At 33.3% G+C, this 18550-nt stretch carries 15 protein-coding genes; 9 read left to right on the top strand and 6 right to left on the bottom strand.

The window, feature by feature from the left end; all coding sequences use genetic code 11:
• Positions 1–119: 119 nt before the first annotated feature.
• Positions 120–848: a bifunctional demethylmenaquinone methyltransferase/2-methoxy-6-polyprenyl-1,4-benzoquinol methylase UbiE gene (gene ubiE, locus Q0910_RS09810; RefSeq protein ID WP_299215475.1), complete on the top strand. Its 729-nt coding sequence runs from the start codon at positions 120–122 to the stop codon at positions 846–848.
• A 1-nt stretch (position 849) separates the two neighbouring features.
• Positions 850–1572, top strand: coding sequence for a porin family protein (locus Q0910_RS09805; protein WP_299215473.1), 723 nt, complete (start codon positions 850–852; stop codon positions 1570–1572).
• A 3-nt stretch (positions 1573–1575) separates the two neighbouring features.
• On the opposite strand, the gene Q0910_RS09800 is transcribed toward Q0910_RS09805, so the two are convergent.
• A complete protein-coding gene (locus tag Q0910_RS09800; RefSeq protein ID WP_299215471.1) occupies positions 1576–2307 on the bottom strand; it encodes an RNA methyltransferase in 732 nt (243 codons plus the stop codon).
• Between the two features lie 37 nt (positions 2308–2344).
• Between Q0910_RS09800 and Q0910_RS09795 the strand changes: the two genes are divergently transcribed.
• The 4 genes from Q0910_RS09795 to Q0910_RS09780 all read left to right on the top strand — a co-directional run bounded on the left by Q0910_RS09795 (position 2345) and on the right by Q0910_RS09780 (position 8172).
• Positions 2345–4909, top strand: a complete 2565-nt coding sequence (locus Q0910_RS09795) for a BamA/TamA family outer membrane protein (protein ID WP_299215469.1) — start codon at positions 2345–2347, stop codon at positions 4907–4909.
• Between the two features lie 87 nt (positions 4910–4996).
• Positions 4997–6064: a class II fructose-bisphosphate aldolase gene (fbaA, locus tag Q0910_RS09790; RefSeq protein ID WP_299215467.1), complete on the top strand. Its 1068-nt coding sequence runs from the start codon at positions 4997–4999 to the stop codon at positions 6062–6064.
• A 67-nt stretch (positions 6065–6131) separates the two neighbouring features.
• Positions 6132–6992 (top strand): acetyl-CoA carboxylase, carboxyltransferase subunit beta, encoded by an 861-nt coding sequence (gene accD / locus Q0910_RS09785; RefSeq protein WP_299215465.1) that lies wholly within the window; start codon positions 6132–6134, stop codon positions 6990–6992.
• Between the two features lie 184 nt (positions 6993–7176).
• Positions 7177–8172, top strand: coding sequence for an endonuclease/exonuclease/phosphatase family protein (locus Q0910_RS09780; protein ID WP_299215463.1), 996 nt, complete (start codon positions 7177–7179; stop codon positions 8170–8172).
• 143 nt (positions 8173–8315) lie between these two features.
• Here Q0910_RS09780 and Q0910_RS09775 read toward each other — a convergent pair whose 3' ends face one another.
• Positions 8316–9146, bottom strand: coding sequence for a hypothetical protein (locus tag Q0910_RS09775; RefSeq protein ID WP_299215461.1), 831 nt, complete (start codon positions 9144–9146; stop codon positions 8316–8318).
• A gap of 164 nt (positions 9147–9310) precedes the next feature.
• Here Q0910_RS09775 and rpsO point away from each other — a divergent pair, with 164 nt between their 5' ends.
• The 3 genes from rpsO (at position 9311) to Q0910_RS09760 (ending at position 14707) form a co-directional block, all read left to right on the top strand.
• Positions 9311–9580 (top strand): 30S ribosomal protein S15, encoded by a 270-nt coding sequence (rpsO, locus tag Q0910_RS09770; RefSeq protein ID WP_299215459.1) that lies wholly within the window; start codon positions 9311–9313, stop codon positions 9578–9580.
• Positions 9581–9833: 253 nt separating this feature from the next.
• Positions 9834–12038, top strand: coding sequence for a polyribonucleotide nucleotidyltransferase (locus tag Q0910_RS09765; protein ID WP_299215457.1), 2205 nt, complete (start codon positions 9834–9836; stop codon positions 12036–12038).
• 158 nt (positions 12039–12196) lie between these two features.
• Positions 12197–14707: a chondroitinase-B domain-containing protein gene (locus Q0910_RS09760; protein ID WP_299215455.1), complete on the top strand. Its 2511-nt coding sequence runs from the start codon at positions 12197–12199 to the stop codon at positions 14705–14707.
• 79 nt (positions 14708–14786) lie between these two features.
• Here the strand turns inward: Q0910_RS09760 and Q0910_RS09755 are convergent, their stop codons facing one another.
• The 4 genes from Q0910_RS09755 to Q0910_RS09740 all read right to left on the bottom strand — a co-directional run bounded on the left by Q0910_RS09755 (position 14787) and on the right by Q0910_RS09740 (position 18543).
• Complete coding sequence (locus Q0910_RS09755; protein ID WP_299215453.1) at positions 14787–15338, bottom strand: hypothetical protein; 552 nt, start codon at positions 15336–15338, stop codon at positions 14787–14789.
• Positions 15339–15496: 158 nt separating this feature from the next.
• Positions 15497–16216 carry a hypothetical protein gene (locus tag Q0910_RS09750; RefSeq protein WP_299215451.1) on the bottom strand — a complete coding sequence of 240 codons (720 nt, stop codon included), beginning with the start codon at positions 16214–16216 and terminating at the stop codon, positions 15497–15499.
• A gap of 184 nt (positions 16217–16400) precedes the next feature.
• Entirely contained in the window at positions 16401–17456 is a 1056-nt protein-coding gene (locus tag Q0910_RS09745; protein ID WP_299215449.1) for a fatty acid desaturase, read from the bottom strand.
• Positions 17446–18543 carry an acyl-CoA desaturase gene (locus Q0910_RS09740; protein ID WP_299215447.1) on the bottom strand — a complete coding sequence of 366 codons (1098 nt, stop codon included), beginning with the start codon at positions 18541–18543 and terminating at the stop codon, positions 17446–17448. The genes Q0910_RS09745 and Q0910_RS09740 overlap by 11 nt, the downstream gene beginning before the upstream one ends.
• Between the last annotated feature and the right edge of the window lie 7 nt (positions 18544–18550).

Raw genomic sequence — 18550 nt, 5'->3', positions numbered from 1 at the left:
TTGACAAAAACCTACGCTACATACTAAAGTAGGGACAAATAATTTAGTCATTAACAACAAAATGACAATCTTTTCCTACGATCCATATCAAAAATGTATATTTGCCTAAATTTTTTTGAATGTCAGAAAAAATAACTCCATACAACGATAAAAACAAAACCAAAAAAGAACAGGTTACTGAAATGTTTGATACTATTTCAGGCAACTATGATGGTCTTAATAGAGTAATTTCTTTTGGGGTTGATGTAAAATGGCGCAAGAAAGTTGTAAAAATTGTTACAAATTCTAAACCGAATAAAGTTCTTGATGTAGCAACCGGAACTGGAGATCTGGCTATCAATCTGTCTAAAACTGGGGCTTCAGAAATTATTGGCTTAGATATCTCGGCTGGAATGTTAGCCGTAGGAAAAGACAAGATAAAGGCAAAAAAACTGGATCAGATAATCTCTATGGTAAAAGGAGATGGAGAAAGCTTACCGTATGAAGAAAATTATTTTGATGCAATCACAGTAGCTTTTGGTGTAAGAAATTTTGAAGACTTAGAACAAGGACTTTCAGAAATACATAGAGTACTTAAACCAGGTGGGATATTTGTTGTTTTAGAAACCTCTGTCCCCACTAAAACCCCATATAAACAGGGATACAAACTGTATACTTCTTCAATTTTACCTTTAATTGGAAAGATCTTTTCTAAAGATAGATCTGCATACTCATACCTTAGCGAAAGTGCTGCAGCTTTTCCTTATGGAGATGCTTTCAACAATATTTTGAGAAAAATTGGGTTTATAGAAGTCGAGGATAATCCGCAAACTTTTGGTGTAGCCACAATTTATACAGCCACAAAATAATATGAAAAAAGTTTTTATAGTAATAGCTGTTATCGTTTGTACTCAGAATGTGAGTGCGCAATTGTTTTCTAAAGAACGTGTTAGAAATCTTCAGAACTATGATAAACCGCGATTAAGTTGGGGGTATATCCTTGGTTTTAACAGCTATGATTTTAATTTTGATTACAAAGCAACACCAGAAGGAGAAGATCCCGTGCTGGATGGGGACATACAAGTTGCTAAATCAATAGGATTTAATGTTGGATTATTAGGTAACCTTAGAATCAATGATTACCTAGACCTAAGACTAGAGCCTCAGGTATCTTTTGTAAGAAGAGATCTTACTTTTAACTCACCGGATCTTGATGATAATCAAACTCAAAGAGAAGTTACATCAACTTATGTACATATTCCTTTATTGTTAAAAATTTCTACGAAAAGACTTAACAATTTTAAACCTTTCATTGTTGGAGGAGTTTCTACTTCTCTTAATTTATCTAGTAACGAAGATAATCCTGATGATAATAGCGTTGGGCAATTTAGAACTAAAACCAGGACTAATTATTTTGAGCTAGGTTTTGGAATAGATTTTTATATGTACTACTTTAAATTCACACCTTCAATACGCGGAGTATTTGCTATGTCTGATGAGTTAGTAGCTGATAGTGATCCCAATAGTCCTTACACTTCTACTATCGATAAAATGTCGTCGAGAGGACTTTTTATCAATTTTACTTTTCAATAGAATCTAAATTCGTCTAAATTCATTTAGAATAATAGCAGCAGCCGTTGCCACATTCAGACTTTCGGTTATTTGAGTTGTTCCAAATCTTGGTATTGCAATTCTTTTGGACACTAATTTTTCTACTTCTTTAGAAATACCATTAGCTTCATTACCCATTACAATAATCCCTTTTTGGGGTAATTGTTCTTGATAAATTATTTCTCCATTCATAAAAGTACCATATATTGGTATTTCATTTTTTCGAGAAGTTAAAAAATCCTGTAGATTAGTGTAGATAATATTCACTCTTGTAACAGAACCCATAGTTGCCTGAATTACTTTTGGATTAAAACAATCTACCGTTTGCTCAGAACAAACTAAATCAGTAATACCAAACCAATCACATAATCGAATAATTGTTCCCAGATTACCTGGATCCCGAATATCATCTAATGTTAAAACTAACCCCTCATAATTTACAGGTTTAACTTTTGGAATATAAAATATTGCCACTGCAAACTGAGGCGTTGTTAAGAAACTAATACTTTTCAACTCTGTTTCAGTTACCACAAAGGTTTTGTCTGATGATGTTTCAAAATAAGAAGCCTCTAACGCAAAAAGAGAATGAAGTTCTAAATCCGCTTCTAAAAGCTCATTAATCACCTTTTTTCCTTCTGCTACAAACAATCCATGTTGTTTTCGGTATTTTTTTTGATGTAAACTATTTATTAATTTCTTTTGGTTTTTGCTAACCATACAAATAATGTATTTTTGACACAATAATGAATCTCGATTGAAACACCTGCTCACAAAAATAGTATTTGTTGTATTAACTACAATTTTTTTAATTTCATGTAATGCAATTAAAAGAGTTTCAGAAGAGGAATACCTATTAACTAAAAATGAGATTTTTGTTGATAGCACTAAAACTAATGACACTAAACTATTTAATCAACTGTATCAAAAACCTAATGCTAAGCTTGCCTGGACACCATTTAGACTACATATTTATAATCTTGCCAAAGTACATCCTGACTCTTCTTATCAAAATTGGCTTCACAAAAAGCCTAACAGAGAACGAAGATTAAATAATTTCTTGTCTAAGAAACAAGTAAATCGATTAGGTACAGGGTACACCGGTGTTAATAATTGGCTAAAAAAAACTGGAGAAGCTCCCGTTATAGTTGATGAATCAAAAGCGAAACGTTCTGTTAAAAGATTACAATCATATTACTGGAATAATGGGTGGTTTAATGTAGAAACAGATTACAAAATTAATCTGGAAGAAAACCAAAGAGCATCTGTAGCATATTATGTTAAACCTAATAAACCATATTTTATTGATTCTCTTCATACCAAAATAGAATCAAAGGTAGCAGACTCTATTTATAAATTGAATCAAAGTGAATCATCTATAATCTCGGGAAAACAGTATAGAACATTAGACATAGAGACTGAAAGGGAAAGGTTAACACGATTATATAGAAATTCTGGACTGTATCATTTCGAAAAAGAATTTATAAAATTTGATGCTGATACTATAAACACAAATCAAAAAATACAACTTAACTTACTAATTAACAATCGACAAATAACAGAAGGAGAAGATACTAAAAGAATTCCTTTTCAGGTTCATAAAATTAGTAAAGTAAATGTCTTTACGGATTATTCTTATCAAAACAAGGACGAAAAGCCCAAAGACAGCGTATCGTATAATGGATATAACATATATAGTTATGATAAACTCAGATACACTCGTAAGGCTATCACTAATTCTATTCTAATAACACCAGGAGAAATTTTTAGAGATAATGATCGAACACTTACTTATAATCAAATTAGCAACCTAAAAACTTTTAAATACCCTAATATACGTTATAGCGTAGATCCAGATGATCCTAATGGAACTGATCTAATAGCAAATGTTTTATTAACACCAAGAAAAAAATACAGTACCAATGTAGAGTTTGATGTATCTACATCTAATATTCAGGTATTCGGAATTGGTTTTAGTGGCTCTTTTTTGATAAGAAATGTTTTTGGTGGTGCAGAAATTTTTGAAATCTCAGCAAGAGGAAGTGTAGGTTCATCAAAGGATCCAGTAGATACGGATGGACAGTTTTTTGATATTTCAGAAATTGGTGTAGATCTTAAATTATCATTCCCTAAAATAATATTCCCATTACAAACAAGAAGAATTATCCCAAAATATATGTCACCGACGACCAATCTTATTTTCGGTATTAATTCACAACAAAATATAGGACTTGATAAGCAAAATGCTTCTGGAATATTTAATTACCAATGGAAACCAAGTACAAAGCTGACAAATCAGATTGATTTAGTAAACGTGCAATATGTTCGAAATTTGAATACTGGTAACTATTTTAACGTATACTCTAACTCATTTACTAGACTTAATAATATCGCAACAGAAGTACTCGATTCTAATTCACCTTTCTTTGATCAAGAAAACACAAATCAAAATATTTTATCTATTCCATCAGGTGCCAATAGTTTCATAGCGCAGTCTCTTGGAGAGATTCCTGATACAGATTTAACGGCAGATCAATTACAGGAAATCAGAAATATCAACGAAAGAAAAGAAAGGCTAACGGAAGACAACTTGATTTTTGCATCTAACTATACCTATCTAAAAAACAATCGAGAAAATCTTTATGACGAAAACTTCTCTAGATTTAGAGCAAAAATTGAATTTGCAGGAAATGTACTCAGTACCGTTTCCAATCTTGTGGGATTAAAAGAAAACTCGAATAACCGCTTTGAAGTATTTGGTGTGGAGTTTTCGCAATACATCAAAACAGAATTAGACTACATAAAACATTGGGATTTGGGCAGAAAGAGTGTTTTAGCTATTAGAGCATTTGGCGGCATCGCCCTACCCTACGGAAATGCCAATAGCATTCCATTTGCTCGAAGTTTTTTTGGTGGAGGGCCAAACGACAATCGCGCCTGGTTACCTTACGATTTAGGTCCTGGAAGTAGTGGTGGTAGAAATGAGTTTAATGAGGCCAATATGAAACTAGCAATAAATGCAGAATATAGATATAAGATCTTAGGAGCTCTCAATGGTGCATTTTTTATTGATGCCGGTAATATCTGGAATGTATTAGATAATGTAGAAGAAGAAGATGCTGTTTTTTCTAGGTGGGATGATCTCCAGGAAATCGCTGTAGGAAGTGGTTTAGGTCTTCGATATGATTTCGATTTCTTTGTTGTAAGACTAGATTTAGGTTTCAAAACATTTAATCCAGCCAGAATCGAAGACCAAAGATGGTTTAAAGGGTATAATTTTTCTGAAGGTGTTTATAATGTTGGAATCAATTATCCTTTCTAAAAACAATCCCTATTTTTCATTCTTAAATATAAAATTCATTCCGTATTATTTTACTATTTTTGTAGGCTTATTAACTAAAAGTAAATTATGAGTCACAACATCAAACCAGGAGTTGCTACAGGAGACGAAGTGCAGGCTATCTTTAATTACGCCAAAGAAAAAGCTTTTGCTTTACCAGCAGTAAATGTAATTGGATCTAATTCAATTAATGCTGTATTGGAAACTGCTGCAGAATTAAACTCGCCTGTAATTGTTCAGTTCTCTAATGGAGGTGCACAATTTAACGCAGGAAAAGGTCTTTCTAATGAAGACCAAAAAGCGGCAATTGCCGGAGCTACTGCAGGAGCAAGACACGTTCACTTAATGGCCGAAGCATATGGAGTACCAGTAATTTTGCATACTGACCACTGCGCAAAAAAATTACTACCATGGATAGACGGATTATTAGACGCCGGAGAAGCTTTTTATAAAGAAACAGGAAAACCTCTTTATAGTTCTCATATGATCGATCTATCAGAAGAACCAATTGAGGAAAATATAGAGATTTGTAAAGAATACCTTGCTCGAATGAGTAAAATGGGTATGACTTTAGAAATTGAACTTGGAATTACCGGAGGTGAAGAAGATGGCGTAGACAACAGTGATGTAGATGATTCTAAACTATACACTCAACCAGAAGAAGTTGCTTATGCTTATGAAGAATTAAGTAAAGTTAGTGATAAATTCACCGTTGCAGCTGCTTTTGGTAACGTTCACGGTGTTTACAAACCTGGTAATGTTAAATTAACTCCAAAAATCCTTAAAAATTCTCAAGAATTTATTTCTGAAAAATATAATGTAGAACATAACCACATTGACTTTGTATTTCACGGAGGAAGCGGTTCTACCTTAGAAGAAATCAGAGAAGCTATTGGATATGGAGTAATTAAAATGAATATTGATACGGATCTTCAATTTGCATTTTGTGAAGGTATTAGAGATTACATGACCGGTAAAATCGAGTACTTAAAAACACAAATTGGAAATCCTGATGGAGCTGAGGAACCTAATAAAAAACATTACGATCCTAGAAAATGGTTAAGAGAAGGAGAAATCACTTTTAAAAACCGACTTAAAAAGGCTTTTGAAGATTTAAATAATGTAAACACATTATAATAAGATAGGAAACCAAGCTGAAACTCAAAATAGTAATGAGTTTCAGCTTTTTTAATACAAATAATTTATGGCTTGGTTTAAGAGAACTCAAAAAGGTATACAGACTGCTACTGAGGACAAAAAAGATGTTCCAAAGGGACTTTGGTATAAGTCCCCAACAGGTAAAATAGTTGACGCAGAACAACTGGAGAAAAATTTTTATGTAAGTCCGGAAGATGGATATCATGTAAGAATTGGTAGTAAGGAATATTTCGAAATTCTTTTTGACGATAATAAGTTTAAAGAATTAGATAAAAATCTAACTTCTAAGGACCCTCTTAAATTCGAAGACAAAAAGAAATACACTGACCGTCTTAAAGATGCTCAGGAAAAAACAAACCTAAAGGATGCCGTGCGAACTGCAGTTGGAAAATCAAACGGTAACGATTTAGTTATCGCGTGTATGGATTTTTCATTTATCGGAGGTTCTATGGGTAGTGTTGTTGGTGAAAAAATCGCAAGAGCAGCTGATCACGCTCTTAAAAACAAAATTCCTTTTATGATCATCTCAAAATCTGGAGGGGCTCGTATGATGGAAGCAGCATTATCATTAATGCAGCTAGCAAAGACTTCTGCCAAGCTTGCTCAATTGGCAGACGCAGGAATTCCTTATATATCTCTATGTACAGATCCTACCACAGGAGGTACTACAGCATCTTTTGCTATGCTTGGAGATATTAATATCGGAGAACCAGGAGCACTAATTGGATTTGCAGGTCCTCGTGTTGTTAGAGATACTACCGGAAAAGAACTTCCTGAAGGTTTCCAAACAGCAGAATTCCTTAAAGAACACGGTTTCTTGGATTTCATTACTCCAAGACAAAATCTGAAAGAAAAAATAAATTTATATCTGGATCTAATTCTGAACAGACCTTTATCTGCCAATTAGATCAAAAATATTTTAGTTTAAAATTTACAACCCGGTTTTTACCGGGTTTTGTTTTTTAAAAACAGGTTATACAACCCTTGCCAAAAGGGGTATTTCATATAACAGCTTTTTAAAGCTAAGTCATAATTTTACAAAATACCCTACTCCCCTTTCAAATAATAGTTAACACTATAAGTATTTTAGTATGAAACTTAGAATGGCAGTATATAATGTAAATTGGATGCGCAAACTATTCCATACGGACGGCACACCAATTACTACTGGAGATGCAGGCAAAAGAAGTCAGCAATTAGCTACTATAATCAATACTATTAATCCTGATTTTATTGGAATTACCGAAGGACCAGACACCTTAGTAAATGGTAGTAAAACAGCATCCATACAGCTAGAAAACTGGGCATCGCACTATGGACTTAACAATAACTTCAAAGGAATCCATGGATATCCATCTAGTGGACAACAGGAATTATGTGCTTTATATGACAGTTCAAAAATACAAGTTGTTTTCTCTCCCTCTAAAGACCCAAAAAATCAATTTAACGAACCTTTTTTAGTGGATACCACTAATAAGCTTATTAAAGAACAGTATAAACATTACAGACCTCCATTAGAAATTACTATCAGTACGATATCAGATGATCATTTTGCTAAAATTATTATCGCCCACACAAAATCCAAAGGAATTTTTGCTCCGGTAGACTATGCAAAATTTGAACAAATATCAGAAAGAGATCGAATGAGATTATATGCAGAATGTATGTCTATCAGAAAAAAGTGCAATGATTATATCGAAGAAGGACATAATGTAATCGTTATGGGAGATATCAATGATGGAATCGGAATGGACTTTTACGAAAACAGGTTCAATAAGAGTGCAGTAGAGATATTATTAGGAGATGTATGGGAGCCAGAAATGATTCTTACATCTGTACTACCTAAACCAAAATGGACAAGTAATGGATGGAAACCTTCATCTAGTAGGTATAGAGATAGAATCACCGAGGATTATATTAACGTCTTAATAGATCATATTTTAATTAGTAAAAACCTTAAGCCTAGAAAAGCCAAAGTGTGGAACCCCTATGCTGAAAAAGAAGACAATATCATTCAATCAATCAGTAAAGATTTAAAAGCAGCTTCTGATCATTTTCCCGTAGTTGCAGAAATTGAAAATATATAAAAATCCGAAAAACGACACCCTTTTAACCTGCTACATTGAGCGTAGTCGAAATGTATTGAAAATCAAGACATATTATTTCTCGACTCCGCTCAAAATGACAGGAAAATTATAATTTAAGGCCTTATTATTATACTAACTAAACTTTACAACAATATCTCTCTTTCTTCACCTTCTGTATTTGTAAACACAGCCTTATTATCACAAGACCCATCTCCATAATCTAATGATCCGCTGAAGTTAGTTCTTACCAACTCTACCACTCCACTGACCAAAAATCTGCAGCTGGCTTCACGTCGTAAGGAATTAGTAATGGTAGTACTATGCATAGTACCATTTGCAAAATTAGTTTGCCATGAACCTGTAATTAAGAAAACATTATCTCCCCAATTATCATTAAAAGCACCTTCTACCCATTCACGAGTTTTAGCACCTGTTCTTGAAGCTTGAGTACCATCCGCAAATGTTACTGTAAAATCAAGATTCATTGAATACTGTGGATTACCATTATCATTAGCCTTAAGCCTGGTAATTGTTCTGGAACCAGAAAATCCTATATCATCAATAAAAAAATCTTCCAGACTATAATTAATAACCAAAGACATCGCTTCTACACTTAACTCATAAGACATAAGAATCTTTCCTTTAACAATATGCCCACTTCTTACCTCGCATCCGTCCGTACCGAAATCGATAATAACATTTTTCGAAGCACTTGTTAATTCTATCGTTACCGTAGCACAATCAGGCAAAAAACGATTATTACCACTTTTAGCTAAGCCTTCTTCATCTTCAAACCCCTGCAATGTAAGGTCACTTAGCACTTCTGTACCATCATCAATCTTTGCAGTAAGTGCCGCTTCCTCACTATCAATACTATCAAGTGGTAATTGATCTATCGTCTCTTCATTATTACATCCTACTAAAACTGTTGAAAGGAATGCAATAAAACCAAATTTCAAAATGTTGTTCTTCATTATCTTAATTTTTAATGTTACCCTTCTATGACTTAATCACTTAGAAAAGGTTTAATCAAAAATGTTTTTTTTTACTAAAAGTATTTATAATCTAAAAAGTATTATATTTGCACGCTGATAGCAGAATGCTATTTATACATAAAAATCATTTAAATAATATTGGAATGTATTTAACGAAAGAAGTTAAAGAAGAAATCTTCGCAAAACACGGAAAAGATAAAAACGATTCTGGTTCTGCTGAAGGACAAATTGCACTGTTTACACACAGAATTACACATTTAACTGAACACTTAAAAAAGAATCGTAAAGATTATAATACAGAGCGTTCATTAGTAAAGCTTGTAGGTAAGCGTAGAGATCTTTTAGATTATCTTATTAAGAAAGATATTATGAGATATCGTGCAATTGTAAAAGAATTAGGATTAAGAAAATAATCAAAAAAGAGAGGCTGTATGCCTCTCTTTTTAATTATACTCATTTTCTTTTAATTAGAATTTAGATAAAAAAACATTTTAATTCACGGAGAGTTAGAATGAATGCCTTAGTTTTTCATTGGTCGCACAACTACTACAACAACAACACAACCTTGTCCGTCCGAGTAAGACGGAAACCAATGTTTAATAAAATCTATTGGCAGTTATTAATATTACTCATTGATAACGCTATGTAGGTTAGAATCAAAAAAATATGATTCCAAAAGTTTATAGAGAGGTTATAGACCTTGGTGATGGTAGAGAAATTTCTATCGAAACCGGAAAATTAGCAAAACAGGCACACGGATCTGTTGTTGTACAATCAGGTAAATGTATGCTACTATGTACGGTAGTGTCTAATTACAAACAAAGTCCAGTAGATTTTTTACCATTAACGGTAGATTACAGAGAAAAATTTGCTGCAGCAGGACGTTATCCTGGTGGTTTCTTTAAAAGAGAAGCAAGACCTAGTGATGGAGAAGTATTAACTATGAGATTAGTAGACCGTGTTTTACGCCCACTTTTCCCAAAAGATTATCATTCTGAAACTCAGGTGATGATTCAGTTAATGTCTCATGATGAAGACGTAATGCCAGACGCCATGGCTGGATTAGCAGCCTCAGCAGCTATCCAACTATCGGATTTCCCTTTTGAATGCCCAATTTCTGAAGCAAGAGTTGGTCGTGTAAATGGTGAATTTGTTATCAACCCAACACGTGCTCAATTATTAGAATCTGATCTTGATATGATGATTGGAGCTTCTGCCGATTCAGTAATGATGGTAGAAGGTGAAATGGATGAGATTTCTGAAGAAGAAATGGCAGATGCAATTAAATTTGCTCATGAAGCCATTAAAGTACAATGTGCCGCTCAGGTAAAACTAGCGGAAGCATTCGGAAAGAAAGAAGTTCGTGAATATGAAGGTGAAAGAGAAGAAGAAGACTTAGCCAAAAAAATTCATGACATGGCTTATGATAAAGTGTATGCAATTGCAAAAGCTGGATCTTCCAAGCATGAAAGAAGTGCTGCATTTGAAGAAATAAAAGAAGAAATAAAAGCTACGTTTACTGAAGAAGAATTAGAAGACTTTGGTGATTTAGTTTCTAAATATTACCGCAAAGCTGAAAAAGCTGCGATTCGTGATTTAACCTTAAATGAAGGATTACGTTTAGATGGTCGTAAAACAGATGAGATTAGACCAATTTGGTGTGAAGTAGATTACTTACCATCAACTCATGGTTCTTCTATCTTTACACGTGGAGAAACTCAAGCGTTAGCTACGGTAACTTTAGGAACATCTAGAGATTCAAACCAAATAGACATGCCATCTCACGAAGGTGAAGAGCGTTTCTATTTACACTATAACTTCCCTCCTTTTTGTACAGGTGAAGCACGCCCAATTAGAGGAACATCGCGTAGAGAAGTTGGACATGGTAACTTAGCACAACGTGCATTAAAAGGAATGATTCCTGAGGATTGTCCTTATACCGTAAGAGTTGTATCTGAAGTATTAGAATCTAATGGTTCATCTTCTATGGCAACAGTTTGTTCTGGTACTATGGCATTAATGGATGCTGGTGTGCAAATGATAAAACCTGTTTCTGGTATTGCAATGGGATTAATTTCTGACGCAGAATCTGGAAAGTATGCTGTATTATCTGATATTTTAGGCGATGAAGATCACCTAGGAGATATGGATTTCAAAGTTACTGGTACTGCAGATGGTATTACGGCTTGCCAAATGGACATTAAAGTAAAAGGGTTATCATATGAAATTTTAGTGAATGCACTCAAACAAGCTCGTGATGGTCGTTTACATATTTTAGAGAAATTAACAGACACTATCGCTGCTCCTGCTGCAGATGTGAAGCCGCATTCTCCAAAAATGATTACAAGACGTATTCCTAATGAGTTTATTGGTGCCTTAATTGGACCTGGTGGAAAAGTAATACAAGAAATGCAAAAAGAAACTGGAACTACTATCGTAATTAATGAAGATCCAGTGACAGAAGAAGGTATCGTAGAAATTTTAGGTGTTGGTAGTGAAGGTATTGATGCTGTAACAGCAAAAATAGATGCTATACTATTCAAACCTACGGTAGGTAGTGTATATGAAGTGAAGGTAGTCAAAATGTTAGATTTTGGTGCTGTAGTAGAATATATGGACGCCCCTGGTAACGAAGTTTTACTTCATGTTTCTGAATTAGCTTGGGAGCGTACTGAAAATGTTAGTGACGTTGTGAATATGGGAGACGTTATGGATGTAAAATATTTCGGTATTGACCCAAGAACTCGTAAAGAAAAAGTTTCTAGAAAAGCATTATTGCCAAGACCTCCAAGACCTGAAGGTAGTAAGTCTAGAGATGATAAACCAAGAGGTGACAGAAAACCAAGAAACAATGATAAAAAAGAGGATTAACAGACTCTCTTAATGACGAATATAAAAACGCCCTCATATTTTGAGGGCGTTTTTGTTTTTTTACAAAAAACATTGATTTTATAAAAATGAGTAGTATATTTGTATTGGTTAACCAATTTGGTCAACCAATTTACAAACAAAAAGTAAAGCCCTAAATTATGGAAAATAGATACGTAAAGGTATTCACCTTCTTACTTGTATTGATAGCTTTTTGCAATCACACCTACTCTCAGATTGTAAATAACGAATCAGAATTACAAACAGCTATTACCAATGCTACCGCCGGAACAACTATCACACTAGCAAATGGAACCTGGACGGATGCATTGATTAATATTAATAAAAATGGTACCCAGGCAAATCCTGTTACCATCAAAGCACAAACTCCTGGATCAGTATTTTTTGAAGGAAACTCCAGAGTAAGTATGGGTGGCTCTTATATCATTTTTGAAGGTGTAGTTTTTCAAAACCCATCCAATTTAGACGTTAGTGGAAGCATCATCGAGCCAGTAATTGAACTTAGAGACTCCAGCAACAATGAATGTGATCATTGTACAATTACGAATATTAAAATAGATAGTTACAATGGTACAGCTGCTCAAGAGTTGTTAACATTTAAATGGATTATTGTTTATGGACAATACAATGAAATAAGTTTTAGTTCATTTATAGGAAAATATGGTATAGGAAGTATTATAAATGACAACAGAAATGCTACTTCTACTGAGTTTGCAGAACCAGATTTTACAAAAATACACCATAATTATTTCGCTGACCGTACTCCTGTTGGTGTTGTAAATGATAAGAATGATCAGGACGCCATTAGAATTGGGAATAGTAGTACTTCATTACATCCATCTAATACAGAAGTATACGATAACCTATTCTATAATTGGTCGGGAGAAGTAGAAATCATTTCTAACAAGAGTGGTGAAAATAAATATTACAACAACACTTTTAGAGATTACCAAGGAACACTTACACTAAGACATGGAGATGATTGTGAAGTGTATAATAACTTCTTTTTTGCTGAGAATAATCTTTTCTCAGGTGGTATTCGAGTAATTGGAGAAGGACATAAAGTATACAATAACTATATTGAAGGGGTAAACTCTGAAAAGCCAGATGGAGGAAATACTAAAACTGCAGGAGCCATTAACGTTAGTAATGGACAAGAGAACTCTCCTTTAAATCGTTATTTTCAGGTTAAAGATGCTATTATTGTTAATAATACTTTTGTAAACTGTGATTATGGGTTTAGAATAGGAACTAGTGTTAGTAGTGATCCAGTTCTAACACTACCTCCAGAAAACCTGGTAATTGCTAATAACATTATGATCAACACAGAGGAGAATGCAGTTGATGAGCAAACAGCTCCTATTGGTAATTCAATATATGAAGGAAATATTACTCAAAATGGTATTTGGGATCTTACAACAGGGACAAACAATAATCAAGAAGTCACTAATGGGCTTCTAGAAAATGGTACTTTATATTATGAATTAGGTACTGATAGTCCAGCAATTGATGCGGCAGTTGGAAACTATTCTTTTGTAACTACTGATATTTTAAATGGAAATCGTTCTGGTATTCTTGATGCTGGCGCTGAAGAATTCAACTCTGGTGGTTCTCGTATTCCATATACTACGGAAGATGTCGGTGTTTCTATTGGTTTTGGTGGTACAGGTATTGACACCCCTAGATTAACTACAAATCCTACATCCATAAATCTAACCAGAAGTGCAGGAAGCACATTATTTGATATTGATGCTAATGTCGATTGGACAATTACAGATGATGCAGATTGGTTAACTCTTGACATCTCTTCAGGAAGTAACTCTGCAATAATTACCGCTAATTTTACAGAAAATACTACATCTGCAGAGCGAACAGCTACGATAACTATTAATGAAATTACAGGCGGAAGTAATTTAACCGCCACGTTAACAATTACACAGTCTAATATATTTTTTGAAGAAATTACTATCGTTGGAGCAACTGCCATAGGAACTGAACAAGGAAAACCAAATGTAGGACCTCAGTTTACTTGGGATGACAATATAACTGATGCAGAATATTGGACAGGAGATGCAAATACAGAACCAGAAGTTTCTATAACCTTTGATCTATCTTGTATCCGAACTGTAAGTCAAATAGGAATCCATGTATTAAAGGCCGATGAAAGAACTATTAACTTTGATATTGCCATAGCAGATGATCAAGCAGGTCCATTTACTGGTGTATTAACCAATCAAGATAGTGCAATTGAAACTGGTGCAGAAAACACAGAACAATTTTTCGATCTTAACAGCGTAACTGGAAGATATCTGAAATTTATCTCTAACGGAAATAGCACCGGATCAGGTTTTGCAAGCATAGTAGAAGTAAATATTTATGGAGATCCCGAATGTGATGCAACACTAGGAGTAGAGGACAATCTTCTTTCTTCTAGAGGAATTTTATTATATCCTATTCCTGCAAAAAATGAACCTATAACAATCCAAGCAAATGATATAATCGGATCTGTAGAAGTATATGATCTAAGAGGAAGAACCATATTGATGAAAAAAATAAATAGCAATAATGGTCAGATAGACACTAATACTCTAAGCCCTGGAACATATATCGCTAAAATACAAGGAGCTTATGGTCGTTTCGTAATTCAATAATCTACAAACTTCACAAATGATAAACGCCTTTAGCTTGATATGTTAAAGGCGTATTTGTTTTAGATAAAAAAAGATTGATTCAATTAAATTTATATTTAAAAACAAGATTTCCGCTATATGTTGTGTTGATAGAATTAAAGTTTACAGCAGGACTTAAACCAAAAGCAAATCGTTCAGCCGGATAAAACAATAATTTAGTATTTATGGGAATTCCTAGAACATTCTTCCGGTCTGTAGCGCCTCCTTTTGTTACAGCTTTATGATGATACAGACCCATCCCAACATTACCCTCTATTTTGAACCATCTCGCTAATTCTAGTTCCCTTCCATACAATAAATTAACTCCATAAAAACCTTGTAATTCCGGATCCCCTCCAAAGTTTACAATTACCAACTCGGTGCCCGACTCTAGCTGAAAAGAAAAAATATTTTTCTTATAAGACATAGCAAAAAAAACATTAAAGGTTGGACCGCTATGATCATATAAATTATCATCTCTAAGTTTTGAATGATATACTCCAAACCCTGTCTCTATTGATCTAAATTTCAAATTGTCTCTCGATAATTTTTCTTGTGCCAATATTATTGTGGGAACAATTACTACTATTATCACTTGAATTAACTTCTTCATAAAAATTTAAGTTTGTTTAGTACCCCAAACATAAATGCAATCCTTAAACTTCAGTTGTCAAAAATGAGTACATAAAAACTAATCGTTGTGATAATCGCAATTAAAAATCATAGTATAAAAAAGCACTAGTAAATATTATTAGATATACTTAAAGTGTTTTAAAAGAGTCTTCCCAACACAACTCCAAATTGCAATCCATACACGCTTTTCACTCCATTTAGATTACCATATCCAGAAAATTCTAAGCCTACTACCCTATTAAATGTATATCTTAAAGATACTTTTGAAAATCCGCCAAAAATTAACTTCTTACTTTCCTTACTTCTTTTATAATCTAATGATGGATCAGAAGATCCTCCAGGAAAACAAAATCCTCCAAATCCACAGGAAGAAGCAGGAGAAAACTTAGCTTTATACTCATAATCTTCACTGTATATTATAGAAGGCCCACCCATTATAATGAATTTCAAAGACTTACTTTTATTGAGCGTAAAGGATTTAAACACATTAGGTGATAAAGAATATAATCTATTGTCTCTTTTTTCTGAGTACGGAAACCTAATATCAGTTCCTTCAGGCAATTCAGCACCATCAAAGTTTTCTATCTCGTTGATTGGTGGGATCCGCTGAACACTTTCTGGCGTATACGCCGATTTGGTAAAATCAAATCCATAACCCCATCCATTTTTTCGTTCCATCATTATACCAGCATAAACATCTAATTCATCACTTTTATCACTTACTACCATACTAAATCCATTAGTAAAGGCTATTGGTTTTTTACCCTTCTTTTGTTTTGTAATATTTTTTACATCCTGGCCATATCCACATTTAGAAATACACAATAACAAGATAAATGTTTTAATTAATTTTCTCATTTTTAAAAATTTTAAAATTGTTTAGTGACCCAAACATACTGGCTAAACACCAATTGCAATTGCTAAAATTGCAACTGTAAAATTTTAACATTGCAATAATCACAAGTAAAACATTGAGACAAAAAAAACACCTCCGCTTTTTCGAAGGTGCCTATCTCAATTATTATTCTCATCATCTCTTCTTCTATCCTCTTCCTAATACTCTTAAGTGAGATAAATGCGAAATCACTCCTCCCAAATATGATGTTTGGTTAGGAACTATGTGATTATCATTTAAAATCTCATACAGAATCTTATTAAGTTTCGGATAATAGACATGATGAATATGAGGGAATAAATGATGTGCAATATGATTATTGAATCCTCCAAAAATGAAATTCGCCAAACTACTAAATGGATAAAAATCGTTAGAACTTTGTATTTGATTCATAAGCCATGAAGTTCTTATAAAACCGAAATCATCAGTTTCAGGATAAAAAACACCCTCAATATGATGTGTCATAAAAAAGGTAAACAATAAAAACAAGGATTGCACTAAATGCATCATTATGAATCCTGTAAAAATCCAATACCACTCTTGATCAATAAACATCAATGGTACTACTAATAAATATGATATATAAAATATTTTCTGACACCAAAAAGAAATCTTATATCGTGTAGTTTTAGTTTTTCCGGTAATTGTTTTACTAAAGAAAATTTTAAAATCTTTGATAAATACCCAAAACAAAGAATATGTAGTGTATAAAAGCGGCGCATAATAATGCTGAAACTTATGAAACCATTTGATCCGTGAACCGGGAACTACTCTAATGAGGTTTGTAATCTCTAGATCTGTATCATATCCTTCTACATTTGGTGCGTGGTGATGTGAGTTTACATGCCTATCTTTCCAAGCCTCTGCATGTGCACCTACTATAGTATAGAGCAACACAAAACAATTATGATTCAGTTTTTTACTACTAAAAATAGTATTATGCGAAAAGTCGTGGGCAAAATTAAAAGCAAATAGCAATGAAATCAGACCGAATGCTACATAAGCTATAACTAACAGAAACGGATGGTTTACACTATAAATACTTATACAAGCAATAAGAGTTAAGACAAAGTAAATTACACCTTTTAATATAATTCTGCTTTTAAATCGATTCGTACAAAAATTCAATTTCTGGTTAATCTCCTTCTGAATCGAAAGGAATAACTCTGTATGAGATTGATTATAAATATGTTTAGATTTCATAACTAACCGGTTTAAATGCTAATTGTGTCCCCATTTTTTTTAAAAACCTAAAATGCGATCTTAAAGCCTCGGCATAAGACATCTCCATATATTCTACTTGATGCTTTTTTGCCACTTCTCTGAATATCGGTAGTAGTTTTATATAATGTATATGACAGATATTAGGCAATAAATGATGTAATGCATGCGCATTAAAACCACCTAACACCCAATTTAAAAAAGTACTATCCACATTATAATCAACAGAAGTACACATCTGTAATTTAGGCCAACTCATAGCAAGTTTCCCATTTGAATCGGGCTCAGGATGGGCCACATAGTCAGATAGATGCGATACTCCTAACACTGCTGTGAATATTATGGACACCAAGAAATGATTTAATAGAAATGCAGCCAAAATATATTCCCAACCAAACGGCAATAGGATGCTCGGAACCACAATCATGTAAGTAATGTAAGCTATCTTGAAAAAGATAAGTTTGATAACCTCCCAAGCAGGAATAGTAACTTTAATCGTTCTGCTAGAGCGATTAAAAATCATTAAAAACTCTCTAAATAAAAACCAATTAAGAGAATAGAACAAATATAAAAAAGGAACATATAAATACTGGAATCTATGATACCATTGCAAATCTTGGCCAATTGTCATTCTTACAAGAGGATTATTAAGAACATCTATATCACTTCCTTCTATATTAGTATACAAATGATGAGATTCATTATGATTTTTACCCCATACATATGCATTATTCCCCTGCAGGTTAAAACTCAATTGGAATAAAAGCTTATTCCAAAATTTACTTTTTACAGCGACTCCATGCGCTGCATCGTGAGAAACATTAAATGCATTTAATAATACAGATATACCTAAACCAATATAGAAAACGAAGAATGTTACTATATTTGATGAAGTGAGCATCAAAAAATAAAATAAAACCACCAATGTAAAATACAAGACTATTTTAAAAATCATCTTTCTATTTCCGGTTCTACCTATACGATTACTTTCAAAATAATTCCTGATTCGTTCATTAAGTTCCTTATAAAATTCTGAGCCTTCATCTTTAGAAAACTTTATTTTTTTCATAATTATT

Source organism: uncultured Aquimarina sp., assembly GCF_947495315.1.
In the GTDB taxonomy this organism is placed as follows: Bacteria; Bacteroidota; Bacteroidia; order Flavobacteriales; family Flavobacteriaceae; genus Aquimarina.
Note: the sequence above shows the minus strand (reverse complement) of the source record. Positions and strands in the feature narration are given on the sequence as shown.